17 protein-coding genes and 2 pseudogenes are annotated in these 19,500 nt (G+C 58.1%); 11 read left to right on the forward strand and 8 right to left on the reverse strand.

The genetic code is table 11. From position 1 onward, the window contains the following. Positions 1 to 32: 32 nt before the first annotated feature. The gene (locus VDP79_RS10440; protein WP_323018144.1) at positions 33 to 1,148 is read left to right on the forward strand and encodes an alkene reductase; all 1,116 of its coding nucleotides are present in this window, start codon (positions 33 to 35) and stop codon (positions 1,146 to 1,148) included. A 19-nt stretch (positions 1,149 to 1,167) separates the two neighbouring features. On the opposite strand, the gene VDP79_RS10445 is transcribed toward VDP79_RS10440, so the two are convergent. Then, complete coding sequence (locus VDP79_RS10445) at positions 1,168 to 2,055, reverse strand: DMT family transporter (RefSeq protein WP_323018145.1); 888 nt, start codon at positions 2,053 to 2,055, stop codon at positions 1,168 to 1,170. Positions 2,056 to 2,392: 337 nt separating this feature from the next. On the opposite strand from VDP79_RS10445, the gene VDP79_RS10450 reads away from it, so the two are divergent. The 5 genes from VDP79_RS10450 (at position 2,393) to VDP79_RS10470 (ending at position 7,908) form a co-directional block, all read left to right on the forward strand. Beyond that, on the forward strand, positions 2,393 to 3,421 hold the full coding sequence (locus VDP79_RS10450) for an amino acid ABC transporter substrate-binding protein (RefSeq protein WP_323018146.1): 1,029 nt from the start codon (positions 2,393 to 2,395) through the stop codon (positions 3,419 to 3,421). A gap of 71 nt (positions 3,422 to 3,492) precedes the next feature. After that, entirely contained in the window at positions 3,493 to 4,689 is a 1,197-nt protein-coding gene (locus tag VDP79_RS10455) for an amino acid ABC transporter permease (protein WP_323018147.1), read from the forward strand. Continuing rightward, entirely contained in the window at positions 4,686 to 5,798 is a 1,113-nt protein-coding gene (locus VDP79_RS10460) for an amino acid ABC transporter permease (RefSeq protein WP_323018148.1), read from the forward strand. The genes VDP79_RS10455 and VDP79_RS10460 overlap by 4 nt, the downstream gene beginning before the upstream one ends. A gap of 31 nt (positions 5,799 to 5,829) precedes the next feature. Continuing rightward, positions 5,830 to 6,591 carry an amino acid ABC transporter ATP-binding protein gene (locus tag VDP79_RS10465; protein WP_323018932.1) on the forward strand — a complete coding sequence of 254 codons (762 nt, stop codon included), beginning with the start codon at positions 5,830 to 5,832 and terminating at the stop codon, positions 6,589 to 6,591. Between the two features lie 81 nt (positions 6,592 to 6,672). Continuing rightward, a complete protein-coding gene (locus tag VDP79_RS10470; RefSeq protein ID WP_323018149.1) occupies positions 6,673 to 7,908 on the forward strand; it encodes an MFS transporter in 1,236 nt (411 codons plus the stop codon). Here VDP79_RS10470 and VDP79_RS10475 read toward each other — a convergent pair. Beyond that, positions 7,884 to 8,840, reverse strand: coding sequence for a LysR family transcriptional regulator (locus VDP79_RS10475; RefSeq protein ID WP_323018150.1), 957 nt, complete (start codon positions 8,838 to 8,840; stop codon positions 7,884 to 7,886). The two genes, VDP79_RS10470 and VDP79_RS10475, sit on opposite strands and share 25 nt — an antisense overlap. Before the next feature lie 145 nt (positions 8,841 to 8,985). Between VDP79_RS10475 and VDP79_RS10480 the strand changes: the two genes are divergently transcribed. The 4 genes from VDP79_RS10480 (at position 8,986) to VDP79_RS14970 (ending at position 10,854) form a co-directional block, all read left to right on the forward strand. Beyond that, on the forward strand, positions 8,986 to 9,375 hold the full coding sequence (locus tag VDP79_RS10480; protein ID WP_323018151.1) for a RidA family protein: 390 nt from the start codon (positions 8,986 to 8,988) through the stop codon (positions 9,373 to 9,375). A gap of 144 nt (positions 9,376 to 9,519) precedes the next feature. Further along, positions 9,520 to 10,278 (forward strand): SDR family oxidoreductase, encoded by a 759-nt coding sequence (locus tag VDP79_RS10485; protein WP_323018152.1) that lies wholly within the window; start codon positions 9,520 to 9,522, stop codon positions 10,276 to 10,278. Between the two features lie 181 nt (positions 10,279 to 10,459). Next, a complete protein-coding gene (locus VDP79_RS10490; RefSeq protein WP_323018153.1) occupies positions 10,460 to 10,597 on the forward strand; it encodes a hypothetical protein in 138 nt (45 codons plus the stop codon). An 8-nt stretch (positions 10,598 to 10,605) separates the two neighbouring features. Then, on the forward strand, positions 10,606 to 10,854 hold the full coding sequence (locus VDP79_RS14970; RefSeq protein WP_416233124.1) for a transposase: 249 nt from the start codon (positions 10,606 to 10,608) through the stop codon (positions 10,852 to 10,854). 362 nt (positions 10,855 to 11,216) lie between these two features. Here the strand turns inward: VDP79_RS14970 and VDP79_RS10495 are convergent, their stop codons facing one another. The 6 genes and pseudogenes from VDP79_RS10495 to VDP79_RS10520 form a co-directional block, all read right to left on the reverse strand. Then, positions 11,217 to 12,761, reverse strand: a complete 1,545-nt coding sequence (locus VDP79_RS10495) for a hypothetical protein (protein WP_323018154.1) — start codon at positions 12,759 to 12,761, stop codon at positions 11,217 to 11,219. Beyond that, on the reverse strand, positions 12,736 to 13,683 hold the full coding sequence (locus tag VDP79_RS10500; RefSeq protein ID WP_323018155.1) for a DEAD/DEAH box helicase family protein: 948 nt from the start codon (positions 13,681 to 13,683) through the stop codon (positions 12,736 to 12,738). The genes VDP79_RS10495 and VDP79_RS10500 overlap by 26 nt, the downstream gene beginning before the upstream one ends. A gap of 1 nt (position 13,684) precedes the next feature. Next, positions 13,685 to 14,482, reverse strand: a complete 798-nt coding sequence (locus tag VDP79_RS10505; protein WP_323018156.1) for a hypothetical protein — start codon at positions 14,480 to 14,482, stop codon at positions 13,685 to 13,687. Positions 14,483 to 14,983: 501 nt separating this feature from the next. Then, positions 14,984 to 16,366, reverse strand: coding sequence for a hypothetical protein (locus VDP79_RS10510; protein ID WP_323018157.1), 1,383 nt, complete (start codon positions 16,364 to 16,366; stop codon positions 14,984 to 14,986). A gap of 17 nt (positions 16,367 to 16,383) precedes the next feature. Continuing rightward, positions 16,384 to 17,307 carry a toll/interleukin-1 receptor domain-containing protein gene (locus VDP79_RS10515; protein ID WP_323018158.1) on the reverse strand — a complete coding sequence of 308 codons (924 nt, stop codon included), beginning with the start codon at positions 17,305 to 17,307 and terminating at the stop codon, positions 16,384 to 16,386. 556 nt (positions 17,308 to 17,863) lie between these two features. Further along, positions 17,864 to 18,406, reverse strand: a pseudogene (locus VDP79_RS10520) (IS256 family transposase); the annotation flags it as partial. A gap of 68 nt (positions 18,407 to 18,474) precedes the next feature. Between VDP79_RS10520 and VDP79_RS10525 the strand changes: the two are divergent. Then, positions 18,475 to 19,041, forward strand: a pseudogene (locus tag VDP79_RS10525) (transposase); the annotation flags it as partial. Positions 19,042 to 19,500: the final 459 nt, after the last annotated feature.

The following is a 19,500-nucleotide window of genomic DNA, read 5'->3' on the forward strand; positions in this document are numbered from 1 at the left end:
GGTGATACCCGCCCCTGTTCAAGCGAGCCCCTATGAGCACCCTATTTGACCCCTTTGACCTGGCAGGCCTGACATTGGCCAATCGGATCGTGATGGCGCCTCTGACGCGCAATCGTTCGCCCCGCGCCGTGCCGCCGCCCATCACGGCGACCTACTACGCGCAACGTGCCAGCGCCGGACTGCTGATCACCGAAGCCACAGCCATTTCCCATCAGGGACAAGGCTATGCGGACGTGCCCGGCCTGTACACCGCCGAAGCCCTGACCGGCTGGCGTGCCGTGACCGATGCAGTTCACGCCCGGGGCGGCAAAATCGTCGTCCAGCTGTGGCACGTGGGCCGCGTCTCGCACACCTTGCTGCAGCCCGGCGGCCAGGCGCCGGTCGCGCCTTCCGCCATCCAGGCCAAGGCGAAAACCTATTTGATCAACGCCGACGGTAGCGGCAGTTTTACCGCGACATCACACCCCCGCGCCTTGAGCATCGACGAACTGCCCGGCATCGTCGAGGACTACCGCCGCGCTGCGCGGGCAGCGATTGACGCAGGCTTTGACGGCGTCGAGATCCATGCGGCCAACGGCTACCTGATCGACCAGTTCCTGCGCAGCGGTTCCAACCAGCGCACCGATGCCTACGGCGGCGCCATCGAGAACCGCGCCCGCTTCCTGTTCGAGGTCGTCGCAGCCATCACCGCCGAGATCGGCGCCGCCCGCACCGGCATCCGCCTGTCGCCCGTTACTCCGGCCAACGACAGCGTCGACACCGAACCGCAGCCGCTGTTCGAACATGTGGCACAGGGCCTGGCGGCTTATGGCCTGTCCTATGTGCACATCATCGAAGGCGCGACCGGCGGACCTCGCGATTACCAGCAAGGCGACACGCCATTTGACTATGCTGCGTTCAAGCAGGCCTACCGTCAGGCGGGCGGCCTGGGCGCCTGGATGGTCAACAACGGCTACGACAAGGACCAGGCCGCACAAGCCGTTGCCAGCGGCGCCGCCGATCTGGTGGCTTTCGGCAAGTCTTTCATCAGCAATCCCGATCTGGTCGAGCGGCTGCGCCAGGGCGCCGGGCTGAATGCAAGCGACAGCAGCACCTATTACGGCGGCGGCGCACACGGGTATATCGATTACCCGACACTGGGCGGCTAGGGACCCCTGACCGGTCCGGCTACGGCCGGACCACCCTGGCGGCCGGCCAACGCACCAGCCCCAGCGCCAGGGCGGTACCCACCAGCACCACGGCGGCCCCGGCCATGATCTGCCGCGTCACGACCTCATCCAGAAACCATACCCCCCACAGCACCCCGAAGACCGGCACCAGGAACGTCACGCTGACCGCCCCGGTCGGCCCCATGCTGGCGATCAGGCGAAAGAAAACGATATAGGCCATGCTGGTGCACACCAGGGCCAGCGCAATGGTGGCGATCCAGGCATCCCACGAGACGGCCTGGGATGGCCAGTCGGTGATCGCCAGAGGCGCCAGCACCAGGGCAGCAGCCACCATGCTGCCCGTCGCGTTGGACAGTGCATCGACATCGCTAAGGAACCGCTTGGTCCAATTGGCGGCAATGCCGTAGAACAAGGGGGCGGACACCGCCGCCAGCACTGCCGGACCATCACCGCCCGCGCTGAAATCCAGCTTGTCCCAGACCAGCACCACGATCCCCAGCACCGCGATGGCCAGGCCCAGCGCCCGCATCCACGGCAAGCGGTCCTTCAGCCACAACCAGCCGATCACGGCGCCCCACACCGGCGTGACGGCGTTGGTCACAGCCATGAAACCGGCCCCCAGCGACTGCGCGGCATAGGCATACAACAGAAAAGGAATGGCGGCATTCAAAGCGCCCACCACCAGGATTGCCTTCCATCGGCGCAACATCAAGGGCAGCCGGCCGCGCAGGATCGCCAGCGGCAGCAAGGTCAAGGCGGCCAGCCCCACACGCAGTTCCATCAAGGGCCCGGGACCGAATTCAGGCACGGCCACACGCATGAACAGGAAAGACCCGCCCCACACCGCCGCCAGCAGCAGCAAGGCCAATAAATCGTGACGACGCATGGGGTTGGATGTCCAATCAGAGGATGCGCCATTCAAAGGGCGCGAATCAGAAACGGACGGACGACGGCGCCGCGTGCCGGGCAGGCCGGCGCTTGTCGCCCGGAGCAGGCAATTTACCCGGCCAGCCCGGGCGCCGTCCAGTGCCCTGCAAAACCATGATACCTACCTGACCTGGGGTTCTCCTCTCTTTCGCTTTCCAGAACCGAGTCCTATCATGTAGCACCGGCATACAGCCGGTGCGGCGGCAGTGCCCACCCTGCGCTCGCCAGCATGGCGGACATGATCACAGAAAGAACATCGGCTGCTTCGTGACTTCAACACAACAGGAGACTCACACATGCGCAACACCACATCCAAAGCGGTATTGACCGTGCTCGCGCTGGGATTCGCCGGCGCCTACGCGACCAGTGCCTCGGCGACCACCTTGGCCGACGTCCAGCAACGCGACTATGTCCGTTGCGGGGTCAACACGGGCTTGCCAGGATTCGCCGCCCCTGACGACAAAGGCCAATGGGCAGGCCTGGACGTCGATTTCTGCCGCGCCGTCGCCGCCGCCGTTCTGGGCGACGCCACCAAGGTCCAGTTCGCGCCGCTGCCAGACAAAGAACGCTTCACGGCGCTGCAGACCGGCGCCATCGACCTGCTGGCGCACAACGCGACCTGGACGCTGACCCGGGATGCGGAACTGGGCGTCAGTTTCACCGGCGTCACGTTCTACGACGGCCAAGGATTCATGGTCAAGAAATCACTGGGCGTCGATCACATCAAAGACCTGTCCGGCGCCACGGTCTGCACCATCACCGGCACCACCACCGAACTGAACCTGGCCGATTATTTCCGCGCCCACAAGATGAAGTACACCCCGCTGGTCGTGGACAACACGGCGGCATCCATCACGGCATTCAAAGACGGCCGCTGCGATACCCTGACATCGGATTCATCCCAGCTGGCCGCCCTGCGCGTCAAGCTCTCCAACCCCGACGATGCCGTCATCCTGCCGGAACTGATCTCCAAGGAACCGCTCAGCCCCGCCGTCGCCAAGGGCGACCCGCAATGGGACACGCTGGTCCGCTGGACCTACTATTCCATCATCCGGGCGGAAGAACTGGGCGTGACCTCCAAGAACGTTGACGAGATGATGAAGTCCGACAATCCGCTGGTCCAGCGCCTGCTGGGCACTGCCGACCACATGGGCCAGAAACTAGGCCTGAAGGATCAGTTCGCCTACAACGTCATCAAGCAGGTGGGCAACTACGGCGAGATGTTCGACCACACGGTCGGCGCCAACGGTCCGCTGGGCCTGAAGCGCGGGGTCAACGCGCTCTGGACCGACGGCGGCCTGATGTACGCCATGCCGCTGCGCTGATCCTGGCCTGCGGATAGCCTTTCCGTCGACGCGTGCTGCCGGGCCGGACCCGCGCAGCACGCCATGCATCCATGACAAACATCGATACGCATTCCCACCGCCCCCCCGCACGCCGATGGCGCAACGATCCCCGCATCCGCGCCATCCTGTTCCAGGGGCTTGCCCTGGCGCTGGTCGTCTGGCTGGGCTGGACGCTGTTCAACAATACGCTGGACAACATGCAGGCCCGAGGCATCCGCACGGGCTTTGGATTCCTGGAAAACCAGGCGGGTTTCGGCGTGCTGTTCTCGCTGATCCCCTACAACGAGAGCATGAGCTATTTCCGCGTGTTCCTGGTCGGTTTGCTGAATACCGTGCTGGTGTCGGCGATCGGGATCGTGCTGGCCACCATCCTGGGCTTCATCATCGGCATTGCGCGCCTGTCCAGCAACTGGCTGGTATCCAAGATCGCCCTGGCCTACATCGAAATCTTCCGCAACATCCCGCTGCTGCTGCAGATCTTTTTCTGGTATTTCGCGGTCATCCGCAGCCTGCCCGGCACCCGCAACAGCATCAATATGCTGGACCTGATCTACCTGAACAACCGGGGCGTCTATCTGCCCGCCCCGCAGACCGAACCCGGCTTCGGCTTCGTCACCCTGGCCTTTGCGCTGGCTATTGCCGCCAGCCTGGGGTGGGCGGCTTACGTCCGCCGCCGCCAGGAACGCACCGGCCGCCGCCTGCCGGTCTTCTGGATCAATACCGCCCTGATCATCGGGCTGCCGATCCTGGTCTTTCTGCTGCTGGGCATGCCGCTGCACTGGAGCATCCCCGCCCTGCGCGGATTCAACTACAGCGGCGGACTGAACTTCATCCCCGAACTGGGCGCCCTGCTGTTGGCCCTGACCATGTTCACCGCCGCCTTCATCGCCGAAATCGTGCGATCCGGCATCGAATCCGTCAACAAAGGCCAGCGCGAAGCCGCATCCGCACTGGGCCTGCGGCCTAGCCGGTCGCTGCGCCTGGTGATCATCCCCCAGGCCCTGCGCGTCATCATCCCGCAGCTGACCACGCAGTACCTGGACCTGTTCAAGAACTCTTCCCTGGCGACCGCCATCGGCTATCCGGACCTGGTGGCCGTCTTCATGGGTACCACCCTGAACCAGACCGGCCGCGCGGTGGAAATCGTCGCCATCACCATGGGGGTCTACCTGACGATCAGCCTGCTGATTTCCCTGAGCATGAATCTGTATAACCAAGGGGTTGCGCTACGGGGGGGACGCTCATGACGGCACATCCCGACACCCCGGGCGCCGCGCCCGACCTGCCGCCCCCCAGATCCGAGGTCGGCTTCATCGGCTGGGCCCGCAAGCACCTGTTTTCGACCTGGTACAACAGCCTGCTGACGATCCTGCTGGCCTATGCCCTGATCCAGACCCTGGCGCCCTTTCTGGACTGGTCCGTCATCAACGCCCGGTTCTTGGGGACATCCGAAGCCGACTGCACCCGTGGCGCCGCCTGCTGGGTGTTCGTCAGCCAGCGCCTGAATTTCTTCATCTACGGTTTTTACCCCGATGCCGAGACCTGGCGCGTCAACATCGTGTTCGCCATCATCGCCGTGTGTTTCGTGCCGCAGATGATTCCGCGCTTCCCCGGGCGGCGGATCCTGCTGGCGCTGGGTTTCACGGTCTTGCCCGTCGCCGGCTTCATCCTGATCTACGGCGGGATTTTCGGGCTGCCGGTCGTCGCCACCAACAAATGGGGCGGCCTGATGCTGACGCTGGTGCTGGCCTATTCCGGCATGGTGGCCTCACTGCCCATCGGTATTCTGCTGGCCCTGGGCCGGCGTTCGAAAATGCCTGCCATCCGCGGCCTGTCGGTGGCCTTCATCGAACTATGGCGCGGCGTGCCCCTGATCACCGTGTTCTTCATGGCATCCGTCATGATTCCCCTGTTCCTGCCGCAGGGCGTGACCTTCGACAAGCTCCTGCGGGTCTTTATCGGCATGAGCTGCTTCTGGGGCGCCTACATGGCCGAAATCGTGCGCGGCGGCCTGCAGGCGATTTCACCCGGCCAATACGAGGCCGCCGACGCCCTGGGCCTGGGCTACTGGAAAAAGATGATCCTGATCATCCTGCCCCAGGCGCTCAAGACTGTCATCCCCGGCATCGTCAATACCCTGATCGCCCTGTTCAAGGACACCACGCTGGTCCTGATCATCGGCCTGTTCGATATCCTCGGCACGATCCAGTCCACGATTTCCGACCCCGCCTGGGGTGACGTCACGACGGAAGCCTATCTGTTCGTGGCCGCCATCTTCTTCGTGTTCACCTTTGGCCTGTCCCTGTACAGCCGCAACCTGGAACGCAAGCTGCGCGCCGGGGCCGGCGATGAATAGCCAGGCGCGCACCTTTGACCTTCATCCCGCCATGTCCAGTGAAACCGCTACCCCCAAAGACACCGTCATCCACGTCGAAGGCGTGCACAAGTGGTACGGACAGTTCCATGTCCTGAAAGACATCAACCTGACCGTGCAGCGCGGCGAGCGCATCGTGATCTGCGGGCCATCGGGCTCGGGGAAATCGACCTTTATCCGCTGCATCAACCGGCTGGAAGAACACCAGCGCGGCCACATCAGCGTCGACGGCGTGGAACTGACCGCCGACGTCAAGGACATCGAGCTCATCCGCAGCCGCGTGGGCATGGTGTTTCAGCAGTTCAACCTGTTCCCCCATCTGACCGTCATGCAGAACTGCTGCCTGGCCCCGATGTGGGTCAGCAAAACCCCCCGGCGCGAAGCGGAAGCCACCGCCATGGAATACCTGAACCGCGTGCGCATCCCCGACCAGGCGCATAAATTCCCCGCCCAGTTATCGGGCGGACAGCAACAGCGCGTGGCCATCGCCCGGGCGCTGTGCATGAGGCCGGACGTCATGCTGTTCGACGAGCCGACATCCGCCCTGGACCCGGAAATGATCAAGGAAGTCCTGGACGTCATGATCGAATTGGCACAGTCCGGCATGACGATGCTGTGCGTGACACACGAAATGGGCTTTGCCAAGACGATTGCAGATCGGGTGATCTTTATGGACAAGGGGCAGATCATCGAAGAAGCGCCGCCGGCGGAATTCTTTTCACAGCCCAAGAGTGCGCGAACGAAGTTGTTTCTGGAGCAGATTCTGGATCACTGAGGCACCGCACCACCCAGCGCCCAGGACAGTACAATTCTGGATGGCCCCGGCCACCCAAGTTTATGTCACCTGAGGCCCGCCTTGGCACACACAGAATCTGCAGCTGCACACACAGAGCCCCCCGCCCCCTCCGCCAGCGATCAACGCAACAACATCACGCGCCTGACGGTCGCGCAGGCGCTGGCCGGGGCCAATGCCGTCGTGGTCTATGCCACGGGCGCCATCATCGGCAATATGCTGGCCCCGGACAAGACGCTGGCCACGCTGCCGATTTCCATTTTCGTCGTGGGCATGGCCGCCTGCATCTTGCCCGCCGGCGCCATTGCGCGGCGCCACGGCCGCCGCATGGCGTTTCTGGCGGGAACCGGCTGCGGCGTGCTGGTGGGGCTGCTGGCGGCACTGGCGGTGATGCTCGGCTCGTTCTGGCTGTTCTGCTTTGCCACCTTCTTCGGGGGCGCCTACGCGGCGGTCGTGCTGTCGTTCCGCTTCGCCGCCGCCGACGGCGTCAGCCCTGCGGCAAGACCCCGCGCCCTGTCATTCGTCATGGGCGGCGGCGTGGCGGCAGGCATCGTCGGGCCGACGCTGGTCACCTACACCATGGACCTATGGCCGCCCCACATGTTTGCAGCCACCTTCATCGCCCAAGCCGTGGCTGCGGCGCTGTCCGCCATCGTGCTGATCGGCGTCAAATTGCCTATGCCCACCGCCGCAGAGCGGACAGGCGGCAGACCGATGCACATCATCGCGCGCCAGCCGCTCTTTGCGACTGCCGTGATCTGCGGCGCGGTCTCGTACATGCTCATGAACTTCCTGATGACGGTGGCTCCCTTGGCCATGCACCTGAGCGGCCATTCCCAGACAGACTCGAATCTGGGGCTGCAATGGCACGTCATCGCCATGTACGCACCCAGTTTCTTTACCGGCCGGCTGATCACCCGCTTTGGCGCCGGACGCATCGTGATGACAGGGCTGCTGCTCAGCGGTCTATCCGCCGCGGTGGGCCTGACGGGCATTGATGTCACCCATTTCTGGCTGACCTTGATTTTGCTGGGCTTGGGATGGAATTTCGGCTTTATCGGGGCATCCGCGCTGGTCTTGGAGTGCCACCGCCCTGAGGAGAAAACCCGGGTTCAATCGCTGAATGACTTCATCGTGTTCGGGACGATGGCGATCGGTTCCTTTGCATCGGGCGGGATATTGGCGGCCTATGACTGGGATATGGTGCTGTGGGTTTCGTTTGTGCCGCTGGTGCTGGCGGTAGTCGCGCTGGGCATGCAGTGGTCGCATGCCAATCAGACGGCGGGGAATGTCGCGTGATGCATGCCTGGCCTGGGCCGGGATACGACAGGCGTGCGCTGCGCCATCAATTCCACCAGCCAGTCGATGAACACGCGCAATTTCGCGCTGATATGCCGATTCTGGGGGAATGCGACATACATCGGCATCGGGTCAATCTGCCAATCCGCAAATAAGGGAATCAGCTCACCCTGCGCCACATGCGCCTGGGCCATATAAGACGGCATCCAAAGTGCGCCGATCCCTGCCAAGCCTGCCGCCAAATAGGCATTGCCATCGTCGACCACCAGGGCAGGCCGGCCCTGCACCTCAATGCTCTCGTCGCCACGATGCATGATGCACGGAAAGACACGCCGAGTACGCGATCCAGCAAATCCCACGATGCGGTGATGCGGCAGATCCAGCTCTCCAGGGTGATCGGGATGACCCGCCCGCGCGAGATAGCTTGGCGCGGCATATACCGCCAGCGGCAAATCCGCGGCATGCCGCGCCACCAGCGACTGCTTGCTTATCTCCCCGCCACGCACGACGCAATCCACATTTTCATCAATCAGGTCCACGACACGATCACTGACTCCCAAGTGCAGCTGGATATCGGGATACTTGGCATGAAAATCCGGCAAGGCCGGCACCAGAATCATGCTGGCAAACGGACTGGGCACATCCACCCGCAGCCTGCCCCGAGGCGACGCCAGGGCGCCGGACAGGCTGGTTTCCGCATCATCCATATCGGCCAACAAGCGCAGCACCCGGTCGTAATACGCTGCGCCGTCCGGGGTGACCTTGACCTTGCGCGTCGTGCGGTTCAGCAGCCGGACACGCAGATGCGCCTCTAGTTGCTGCACCAGTTGCGTCACGGTCGTCTTACTCAGATGCAGGGTGTCTGCCGCCTTGGTGAAACTGCCCGTTTCCACGACTCGAGCAAAGGCCTGCATGGCATCGAAACGATCCATCTGCCCTCCTCAGGCGCTGGCATTGTTTGGTTTTCACAAACAGTCTTGTGTGTGTTTGCCAGTTTATCAGCCGATTGTCCGTCCCTAGAATGCCTAACAGCCAGCCTCCAACCGGCATCAACCCAATCACGAAGGAAGCCATTCCATGACAACACGCCACGCTGTTTTTCCACCCGGACGCCAGGCTCTTTATGAACGGCACCGCTACTCGCCTGCCATCAAATCCAACGGTTTTCTTTTCGTCTCTGGCCAGGTCGGCAGCCTGGAAGACGGTTCGCCGCAAGCAGGGCTGAAAGAACAGGTGCGACAGGCCTTTGAAAACCTGAACGCCATCCTGGCGGCCGCCGGATGCAGCTTTGATGATGTGGTCGACATCACGGTTTTCATGATCGATCCGCAATCGACCGCGGAGGAAATCTGGCAGGTGGTACCTGACTATTGGGGTGCTGCGCCATATCCGACCTTGACCGCCGTGGGTGTCACCTGGCTGTCCGGATTTGATTTTGAAATCAAGATCATTGCGAAGTTGCCGTAGGGGGAGGTCATGTGCACGCGGATATATCCGCCGATGTCTACTTGACGGGAATGACTACACCCCAGGTGAGCGCAAGAAACCGATAGCAGCACTGTCTATCGCTCAACTAGTCTTCCATGACGTAACACTCTGGAAAGACACGTCATGGAACTGGAAAGTAAAACCATCATCATCACCGGCGCAAGCAGCGGGATCGGCGCGGCGGCGGCGCGGCTGTTCGCATCCGAAGGGGCTAATGTGGTGCTCGGCGCACGGCGGTCCGAGAAGCTCGAGGCCCTGGCAGAAACGATTCATCAAACCCACGGCAAGGCCGTATTTTTGGCTGGCGACATCAAGGATCAGGGCTACGCCGATGCTCTTGTCGACCTTGCGACACATGCGTTCGGCGGGTTGGACGGGGCATTCAACAACGCCGGTACGGTGGGCGAGATGCGGCCTGCCCCGGATATGAGCATCGACAATTGGCTGGATGTCATTTCAGTCAATCTGACGGGCGCCTTTCTGGCAGCCAAGGCGCAGATACCTGCCATGAAGGCGCGCGGAAAAGGCTCGATCGTCTTCACCTCGTCATTCGTAGGTTTCGGCAACGGCGGCATGCCGGGCATGGGAGCTTATGCGGCATCGAAGGCGGGATTGGTCGGCTTGACGCAATCGCTGGCTTCGGATCATGCCATCGAGGGCATCCGCGTCAATGCGCTCTTACCAGGCGGCACGATCACGCCCAGCGGGGGCGAAGGCAATCCAGCCGCCTTGGAGTTCATCGCCAGCTTGCATCCCATGAAGCGGATGGCAAGCCCCAAGGAGATTGCGCAGGCCGCCCTGTTCCTCCTTTCTGATCGATCCAGCTTCATGACCGGGAGCCCGATGATCGTAGACGGCGGAATATCCGTTCGGCTGACATAACCAGCGAAGGCGATTCTGGCGACCGCGCTACATCGGGTTGGAGCCCATCGTAGGCATGTAGCGTTTCCCCAGACCTAAGGGGATAGGATCCATGTATTTGACATAACACAATAATGCTGGTATTTTATACAGTTATAGTGGCGGCACACGGTGTGCTGCCACGTTGCTTTGGGAGAAAACCATGTCAACACCTAAACGTGTCGCCTGGAAGGATATCGTCGCGCCGCCGCTTAACTGGAAAGCCCCAAAGATGTCCAACCAGGAATCTGAATCCAGCGAGAATAAACAAGAGAAGGAAGAGCAAGGCTCTGATAAGTAAGTATCTTGTTGCTGGGCAGCGCCGCTGATTCGTCAGTTCGAGCACAGCCCAGCCAGGGCTCTGGCTACTACGGTGCATCGTGGCTGGAGCCCATCGTACGCAGGTGGCACCTCTCCGAATCCAACGGAATCACCGAAGGATTTCATACGAAAATGGAGATGCTCTCGCGCAGAGCCTATGGCTTCAGGAATTTTGAGAATTACCGCATAAGAGTCTTGGCTCAATGCGGTTGGAGCGGTGTCATCAACCGGGTCTGATGAATGCTCATCCCCCGCGAATGGGGTAGAGCCAAGAAAACATGGTGCCGGGGCCGGAATCAAAAGAAGTCCGTAAAGCCAATGTTTATAAGGGTTTTGGGGTTTTCTTATTTTTAGGGGTACACCCTGGGGGACTTTAGATATAAATGTTGCATAAAGGCGACGCTTACGACTTAAATTCGAGAAGCGCTGCCATTGTTCCAGTCTACATCGTGATATGTTCCTTCCTTGTATCCATCAATGATACTAATATGAAAACTGGTCAAGATGGACTGTGATCCGGAACTCTTCTGCTTCTAAGTTCTTATTAGCGAACCATTGGCTAAGAGGTGTGGCAATAAGATGATCAGAACGAGGCACTCTTACGCAGATTTGAGATTCATCCGTGCTTCGAAAACCAGAAGATCACTTTCCTGTTTAGCGATCATAAGCTTGACCAATTGTGGGTTTATCTCGACTTCTCCGTTTTCTGCTACTTGAACCATTTCTGGATATTTTGCCAGGATCAGGTCCGCTAGGCCACGGCTAAAGCCATCTCGGATCAATTTGATTGTAATGTCATCAGCGGTGCCGTATTTGATTAGTTTGTAGAAGTCAGCATCGACAGCACCAACCCCATTTAGAACCTCAACAAATCTAAAAATTTTGTGATCAAAAAAATCGTCCTCTTCCTTGAGGCGAACAATGGCGAGGTTAACCCTCTCTGCTTCATCTTTAGTTGAAATTCTGACCCAGTGATCATAGTGGCTGTCGCCATATTTGGTATCACCCCATTTTCCGACAAATACGTAGTCGCTCCGCCCATCTTCAACAAGTTTTCTCCAATATCGTAGGGTCAGCCGAATGATCTCTTTGGTACTGTACTGTTTCAATTTCCAGTCGAGCATCATGGCATAGAAACTGAGGGCAGCAGGTCGGTTGAGGCGGATGAGATCGCTGTATTCTCTGTTTTCGTCGAAATGATCAATGAAACATTCCTTGATTGTTTGCATCAAGAGATCGGCGCCATCAATCGCACCGTTAAGCTCGATCCAAACCTTTATTTTTTGGTCGATTTGTTCCTCTTCTTTGAATACATCTATCTCATTGACGCTATTGGCAATTAGCAGCTTCCCTACTTCAGTGGTGACGTATTTGCACTCTTGTCCCTTCACCACGCCGGGGTGAAGGTTTTCAAGCCGCTCAACAGCATCCTTAAATCTTTCGGAAGTTTTTTCGTCGATTATATCCGTAGCCTCTAGTAGCACATTGCTCACGCTGTCTCGGTCTGCTTGCATGACGTGGGCGACCTTCTTGTAAAATTTTTGCAAGTTGGCCCTCTTGTTAGTGAAATTATCAACGCCGATAAGATAAATACTGGACTCAAGTTTTTTAAGGGCCGAGCCTACTTCAGATGAAAAGACCTCGCTGAAGCGATTTACTCTGCCGACGAGATTTTTGAATTGCGACGATGTGAGATTGCTCGTGCCTTTGGTGTAATCGAATATAAACAGTCTTTCGATAGGAAGATTTACTCCTTCAAGCAACGTGGAGTTGCAGACAATGTATCTTAGCTTACGAGATTTGGAAAATAGGTTTTCCAAATAAAGCCTGATCGTGTCAGGGATCGAGCCATGATGGTACATAACACCTTTCCTAAGACAGGAGATGAGTCGGTACCTACTATCAAAGATTTCTTCCAGCTCATCACATGCCCGATTGATCAGTGGGCAATTCACAACGGGAAGAGTGGCCGCTAAGGCCAACGCAAATGCTTCTATGCTTTTCTTTTTGTTGCCGTAGATAATGTTTTTCGACAACGACTCTTTTCTAATCAGTTCAAAGCAATCGTCATAGCGTTTGTCAAGATCAAGCCACTCGTTGAGAAAGTGATCATAGAGCTTAAATTTTCCGTCTTTTTTTTTCATATCTGAAGTCCTGAACGTAAAATCTTTCTGATTTGATGTATTCGTCAATCCTGAACCCTTTAGGTGTCATGTCCAGATAACGTACTCGGAGATTGAGTTCGTCACAAAGGAACGGTGTCAGAAACTTAAACGAGGTTTCAGGGTCGCGCGCGCCTAAAATGCATAGCATGGTTGCCAGCAGTTCGCTCCTGTGGTCGCCCTGGAGAAGATTATGCGCCTCGTCAACAAACACCATCTCAAAGGATAGAGCGGGATATTCATTCAGCAAGCGATTCAGGCGTTCTTGTGTGAGTACAAACGCTCGATTATTTCTTTCCTTAGAGTACATTTCTGGGTGGGTGACAATCTTGCCTAGCTCATCAATATCAGCATCAATTAGCCGCTTTTTAGTCTGTGAGAGCAATGCTTTCGAAGGTACCAAGATTAGAATTCGCTTATCTGGATTGTCCCTTACTGATTTTATGATCAGCTCAGATTTTCCGTAGGACGTCGGCGCAACCACGACTGAGGAACTTTTGTATTCTGATTGTACAAAGGTTCTCAAGGCATCCTGTTGCTCCGTTAGAACTATGCCCTGATTACGGAACGTGTCAATATAACTGCCAATAATGTTTCTAAGGAATGAGTTGCTACGGTAGTCATCTTCGGGGAAGCTTTTACTAATTACTGCCGAAACTGGGTGTAGGCCGCTATTTAGAGCGACGTCGTAAAGTGCTTCGTATCGGCCAGTAATATTGCCGTAGAAGAGAATTATGCGATACCCAAGCCGCTTGATTTCTGGGGCTTGGTGGTTCAGGAGTAGAACGGCGATTGCCAAAAGCTTCACTATGTTGGAATCTACCATTTCATCTCCACGCAAAAACTGTAGGTAGAGATTCTTGAATTTGGTGTTGCCTAGTTTTCTGATCGTCAACTCTTGCATGTTAACGTCCTGCTTCGCTTTTCAGAAAATCTTCAAGTTTCTGTAGTGTTCCCTTATGAAGGGACAAAACCAAAACAGTTTTGAAGACTGACTTTCCGACGAGGTCTTCGGTGAACCGAGAGACGGTCTCGTCAACCACGCGGCGGGAAACGTCACTAAACAAAGCCGAGATTAAGAATACGTTATTGTCCGAGGCGGTAGCACTATTGTTCGCGACCATATCACCCTCCATTTCCAAGATCTCTAAAACCGACTCTTTATAGTCTGTCTTTGCCTGAATGGATTTTTGAGCAGCATTGATCGCGTTCAGCCAATGATTAAGCTCTTGCTCGGCTAACCGCTCCTTAAGGTCATCGCGTGCCTTAGCTAACAGGGCTCGGGTGGCAACACAAGGAGTCTTGTCGTTCCCAAGACCACCTGATTTGACTTCAGTGATCCACACATTGTTTTTGGACGACTCGTAAAGGAGAAGATCGAACCCTTTCCTTATACTTTTTTCTTCCATGTTGAAGAAAGGCGAAACTACGTCGAAGTTAGGGAAAAGCTTCAGAATCACAACGTGAGCTAGCAGCTCACCGAGCATTCCGGTTTTTGTCGTTTCTGGCTTATTGGTGTATCTATCCCAGAATGCCTTCAGTGTGGCGGGATATTTGAATATCACTCTATCGCGGCTGGCTTGGTCGACGCCGTGGCAGATTCGGGTCAAGTTTTCTCTTAAAGCTGTCTGGAGCTCTTCGGAGAGGGTTTCGATGCAGCACAATGCACATTGATCGATTTGTTTGAAGCTCACGCCATCCATAAAACGCTTTCCAAAAGGGCCGGAGCCTGCAGGGTTCGCTGCATTCGCATGCAGCCTTCGCTGATGGCACGCATCCTCCTGAGGAGGTGCTTAGCGCTCCCCAGCTCAAAGGCTGCGACGTATGAACCTCGTGAGTCGCTCCAGATTTTGTAGCCCTCCCATGAATGACCGCTATTGGCAACAGCACAATCTAAGAATGTATCAAAAATAAACAATACGTGTTGCGGTTTTAGGGTTATCGACTAGATAGACGATGGCGTCCGCGCGTCGCACACCGCGCCACTTTCCGATGATCAAATCCTGGCCGTAGTACCGTCCATCTATGCCGAGGCACATCGCGAAACCCGCGCCGAGCGGTACAGCTAGGTGCTGTCTCGCCGGTGGATTTTGGAAAGTGCTATTCCATGTCGCTTTCATCCTGCACCTCTATGCGCATGCATCCTCCCCAGTTATTTTTGCGCCGCAATCTGGATGGCGGTGCGTCCTGTGCGGTACGCAGACCTATTCCCGCCAGTGCGGCCCGTCGCGATTGTGGCCGCCCGCGGGCAGGACCAGAAAGCAGCTGTCCAGAGGCCTACCCTGGGTGGGACGGATCGCGCACCACTGCGTGGTTTCATCAAAGGCCCAACACTCGTGCGGCGGACTTTCCGGAACGAAGTAATGGCAGTAGATATATTCAAGCTGCTTGTCTCTTGGATCAAACTGTTGCGCCGTGGCGAGGATCTTTGCATGGCGCAGACGTTCGACCTTGTCGCCCTCAACAGCCTCGAAGCCGATATGGACGATGCTCGGCCGTCCGGCGGGTAGTTGAGCGTTCGCTTCAGACAGCTTCTTGCGGATGTCGCGTGCCTTGCTGTCCACAGCGTCCTCGCTCAAGCTTTCCCAATTCAGGACGACCGCCAGATCGCAGGCCTCAACGTAGCGTGGGTTGTCTCCACGACTGGTTCGCAGTAGTGTTTGGTACTTTGCGTTGCGGACGTACTGACCCGTCAATAATTCGAGGAGCCGGTGGCTGCTACCCAGCACCAGATCTGTGGACAGCACGTTCTGCAGTGGCCGCAGGTTCAGGGTAGCGATGCTGCCAACCGCCGTAGCGTCGCTCCATGCCAGCCGCTTTTTGCCAGACGCCAGCCATTCGAGGATTTTGTCCTTCAGGTAATCTGTGGGAACGGTCATGAGCTCGACCTGGAAACTGGTCTTGCACAGGGTATTGCGCTCCAGACCCACCAGGTATGCAGAGCAGTTGGACCAGAGCCGGCCGATCTGAAGTCGCTCGCCCTCACCGTACTCTCCCACCTCCATGCGCTTGCATTCGACGGCCCAGGTGCAACCACGGAGCGTGACATCCATGTCGTGGGTCTGAGCCTGACCCGGCTGCTCGTCGACGAAGGAGACGCTGGCTCCGGCACGCCGGTAGCAGGCTGCTACGAGTAGTTCGAAGAGCCCACCGTTAGGCTGCCCGCGCTCCTTGCCAACCATGCGCTGAACGCGCGGAGCGAGGCCACCAACCTGCTGCAGCAGGTCCAGATCACGCCCGATGGCTTGAAAAACAGGGACGACTCGCGATCCGAAGACATAGTCGTAGTTACCGATGTGATCAAGCAGAGCCTCGGCCAGGAACAGATACCAGCCGAAACCGTCCTTGGCATCGAAAAAGCGGCCGTCCCCACTGCCGATGCCCATCGCACTTAGGTACAGCCGGCGGGCTGCTTGCTCCCGGCGCTGTATCCATTGCTGAGGGGAAATGAAGCTCTTGAACCAGTCCACGGCCCGGCGCAGCTCAGTGTTGTCCGGCCATTCATCGGGACGGGGGACGGGCGGATCGAAGAAATCCGGTGGAAATTGCAGTTGGTCTGCGATGCGTTCGGCCTGAAGGCGATCCATTAGTAGCTCCACTAGGCCTAGAACGGCCGCTGCCCAAGCGGAGGCAACGAGACCGCGATGTCGTGCAGCTCTCGTACGAGATGCTGTAAATTTGAGTGTTGCTCGGGACCGTCGGAAAGATCCACATACATGCGTCCGGCCAGCTCGTCTGGTAACTGGCGGGAATGGCTTGACTGCCGGATGATGGGAATGAACTTTGCGGTGCCGACCTCCCTCATCATCTGCGCGGTGACCAGCATCTGTTCATAACCGACGCCACCCTGTCGCTGCTGCGCCTTTTGAACATAGGTCTCGGTACAAATCATCAACACCCTGTCGCTCTCTCGCACACCGCGCGCTATGAAGTGCGCTAAGTCTTCGCCAGGACGCACATGCCATTGATCGAGCACCACTTCGACACCGTTTTGCCGCAGAGTCATGGCTAGTTGAGTAACCCACGCCCGATGCTCTGGCGAATCCCATGAGTATGAAATAAAGGTCTGAGGCGGGCGCCGTAGGGGTCCCAACATGGTACTGGGCAGTAGTCCGGCTTGATGCAGTACGCTCGCGAGGTCGATGTTTTTCACTGCCCAGTGGCTACGATTTACTTCCATCTTCGGGTCGATATCGAGCGCAGGCAGCAACTGCATGAGGCGATCGTGAGGGATGGGCGCCGCGATGTTGTCGAAATTGAAGGTAAAGGCGAATTCTTTCTGCCTGCGGATGATACCGGTGATTCGCCCCACACGCGCCGATGCACCCACGTATTTCTCATAGGCAAAGAGCGTTGGCAGCGTCATGAGCGCCGCCAGGGCCGTGTCGTCCAAAGCCTCGAATTGCCGCTTGATCTGTGGGTGGGTGTATTCGAAAACCCGGTCGTACTCCATCACCCATGAAGTGCCAGTCCATGCTGTTTCATTTCCGGACATCAATAGATTGTAGAGTTGGTTCTGATTGCTCATGGCTGGAGTAGTGTGATGGGATTGCTCGCAATTGTGTGCATGTATCGGCTGGAGTATTGGGAAAGTTTGGCATGCCGACAGAATTGGACCGTCGATCAAGGGATAGAAGACGGCTTTAGGTACCGGTCGGCGCTGCACTATTAAAGAATGTATCAAAAATAAACTTTAGAGTGTTGCTGTTTTCAAATTCATCGCATAACCAGGCCATTGCATCTTTGCTTCGCAGACCGCGCTGCGCCAATTTCGCTTCTTACTCATCCTTTAACGGGACGGGCTAACGCACCATTGCGTATCGCTGACGCCTGCGCGTTACGCCTGCCAAACCACGTGGCATTGGTTGCTGTTGGGAGGGTGGACGGCCTTGCTGATTTCCTAGTGTTTCACGCTGGACTGGCTGTCAAGGGCAGCGCGTACGTGCGCGCTTGCGGCCGGTGGCCGTTGTTACCCTGTGACAGATGGCTCTACGACGCTACCCCCTTAGTTCAAGGCAATTCCGCCTGAGTTTTGAGCCGGAGGGAGTGTCAGATTTTTTGTGGGCGGGGCGGTTTGGCATCGTTTAATCCCTCGCCTCGGTGAACCGTTCACCGAACAGGATGGCGAACTGATTCATGGCTGCTTTCCACGTATGAACCGATCGTGACGGCTTGGCCAGCACGTTTCGCAGCGCCAGCCATAGGAGTTTGACGGCCGCCTCGTCGCTGGGGAATTGGCCCCGGTTCTTGATGATTTTACGCAGCTGCCGATTCATGTTCTCGATGGCGTTCGTGGTATAGATCACGCGCCGGATATCGGGTGGGAAGATGAAGAACGGCACCACATGTTCCCAGGCCCGCTCCCAGGCGGCCACGATCGTCGGATATTTCGTGCCCCAAGGGCCAGCCGCGAAGGCGGCCAGCGCCTCTCTGGCCTGTTGCTCATTGGCGGCGGCATAGATGGGCTTGAGGGCGGCGGCGACCAACTTACGGTCCTTCCAGCCGGCGTAATCCAGGCTGTTGCGCATCAGATGCACGATGCAGGTCTGCACCGTCGTTTTCGGGAAGACCACGTTGATGGCCTCGGGCAGGCCCTTTAAACCATCGACCACGGCAATCAGAATGTCCTGGGGTAATCCCCCCATAAAAGCGGTGAGATCAGAAGTAGAATTTTCTCATTGAGGAGTTCTACAGCATGAAGAAATCACGATTCACAGACAGCCAGATCCTGGACGCGATCAAACGAGTGGAGGCCGGCATCACGGTGCCTGAGATGTGCCGTGAACTGGGCATCAGCTCCGCGACGTTCTATAAGTGGCGCGCCAAGTACGGCGGCATGGATGTGCCGATGATGTCGCGGATGAAGGAGCTGGAGGCGGAGAACGCCCGGCTACGCAAGATGTACGTCGAAGAGAAGCTAAGGCTGAGCTGCGCGCGGAGGCTTTGAAAAAAAGTGGTGAAGCCATCTCGCCGCCGCGAGATGGCTCAACGTGTTGTGAGGAGTGCGGGGTATGGTCCGGTTGGCCTGGAGACGTTTGGCATCAGCCAGACGTGCTATCGCTATGAGGGAAGCACAAGGCTGAAAACGACGAAATCGCCGACTGGCTGCTGCGCCTGACGGACAACCACCGCAACTGGGGGTTTGGGCTGTGCTACCTGTATCTGCGCAACGTGAAGGGCTTCGGTTGGAACCACAAACGGGTCTACCGCATCTATGGGGGTTGGGCTGAACCTGCGGGTCAAGCCGCGGAAACGCCTGGTGGGCCAGGGGGGGGGGGCGGTGGTGGGGGCCGTTGCGTGGGGTTTGGGGGGGGGGGGGGGTTTTTGGGAGGGTTTGTGGTGGGGGGGGGGTGGGGTTGGGGTGTTTGAGGGGGGTGGTGGTTTCGGGGGGGGGGGGGGGGGTGGGGATTGATTTTTCCTTGCGGTGGGGGGGGGGGGTGGGGGGGGTAGGATGGGGGATGGGCGGGGGGCCTTGGCGATTCGTTGTGAACGCTAAATGCAAGTGTCTGATCGGTAAATCGACAACGGCAGTCCGATGCGGAAAGGGGAACAGAAAAGAGCGGAGGGGGGGGAGAGGAAAAACAAAGGGAGGGGGGGGGGGGGGGGGAGGGGGGGGGGGGGGGGGGGGGGGGGGGGGGGGGAGAGGGAGGGGGGGGGGGGGGGGGGGGGGGGGAAGTAGGGGGGGGGGGGGGGGGGGTGAAGGGAGGGGGGGGGGGGGGTG

The organism is Castellaniella sp. (genome assembly GCF_034675905.1).
Taxonomy (GTDB): domain Bacteria; phylum Pseudomonadota; class Gammaproteobacteria; order Burkholderiales; family Burkholderiaceae_B; genus Castellaniella.

Excerpts from the sequence above, each read along its gene's own strand:
- VDP79_RS10500 (WP_323018155.1), bottom strand. The coding sequence starts at position 13,683 with ATGCAAGAGTTGACGATCAGAAAACTAGGCAACACCAAATTCAAGAAT.
- VDP79_RS10485 (WP_323018152.1), top strand. The coding sequence starts at position 9,520 with ATGGAACTGGAAAGTAAAACCATCATCATCACCGGCGCAAGCAGCGGG.
- VDP79_RS10475 (WP_323018150.1), bottom strand. The coding sequence starts at position 8,840 with ATGGATCGTTTCGATGCCATGCAGGCCTTTGCTCGAGTCGTGGAAACG.
- VDP79_RS10455 (WP_323018147.1), top strand. The coding sequence starts at position 3,493 with ATGACAAACATCGATACGCATTCCCACCGCCCCCCCGCACGCCGATGG.
- VDP79_RS10495 (WP_323018154.1), bottom strand. The coding sequence starts at position 12,761 with ATGAAAAAAAAAGACGGAAAATTTAAGCTCTATGATCACTTTCTCAAC.
- VDP79_RS10515 (WP_323018158.1), bottom strand. The coding sequence starts at position 17,307 with ATGAGCAATCAGAACCAACTCTACAATCTATTGATGTCCGGAAATGAA.
- VDP79_RS10480 (WP_323018151.1), top strand. The coding sequence starts at position 8,986 with ATGACAACACGCCACGCTGTTTTTCCACCCGGACGCCAGGCTCTTTAT.
- VDP79_RS10490 (WP_323018153.1), top strand. The coding sequence starts at position 10,460 with ATGTCAACACCTAAACGTGTCGCCTGGAAGGATATCGTCGCGCCGCCG.
- VDP79_RS10460 (WP_323018148.1), top strand. The coding sequence starts at position 4,686 with ATGACGGCACATCCCGACACCCCGGGCGCCGCGCCCGACCTGCCGCCC.
- VDP79_RS10440 (WP_323018144.1), top strand. The coding sequence starts at position 33 with ATGAGCACCCTATTTGACCCCTTTGACCTGGCAGGCCTGACATTGGCC.
- VDP79_RS10505 (WP_323018156.1), bottom strand. The coding sequence starts at position 14,482 with ATGGATGGCGTGAGCTTCAAACAAATCGATCAATGTGCATTGTGCTGC.
- VDP79_RS10465 (WP_323018932.1), top strand. The coding sequence starts at position 5,830 with ATGTCCAGTGAAACCGCTACCCCCAAAGACACCGTCATCCACGTCGAA.
- VDP79_RS10450 (WP_323018146.1), top strand. The coding sequence starts at position 2,393 with ATGCGCAACACCACATCCAAAGCGGTATTGACCGTGCTCGCGCTGGGA.
- VDP79_RS10445 (WP_323018145.1), bottom strand. The coding sequence starts at position 2,055 with ATGCGTCGTCACGATTTATTGGCCTTGCTGCTGCTGGCGGCGGTGTGG.
- VDP79_RS10510 (WP_323018157.1), bottom strand. The coding sequence starts at position 16,366 with ATGGATCGCCTTCAGGCCGAACGCATCGCAGACCAACTGCAATTTCCA.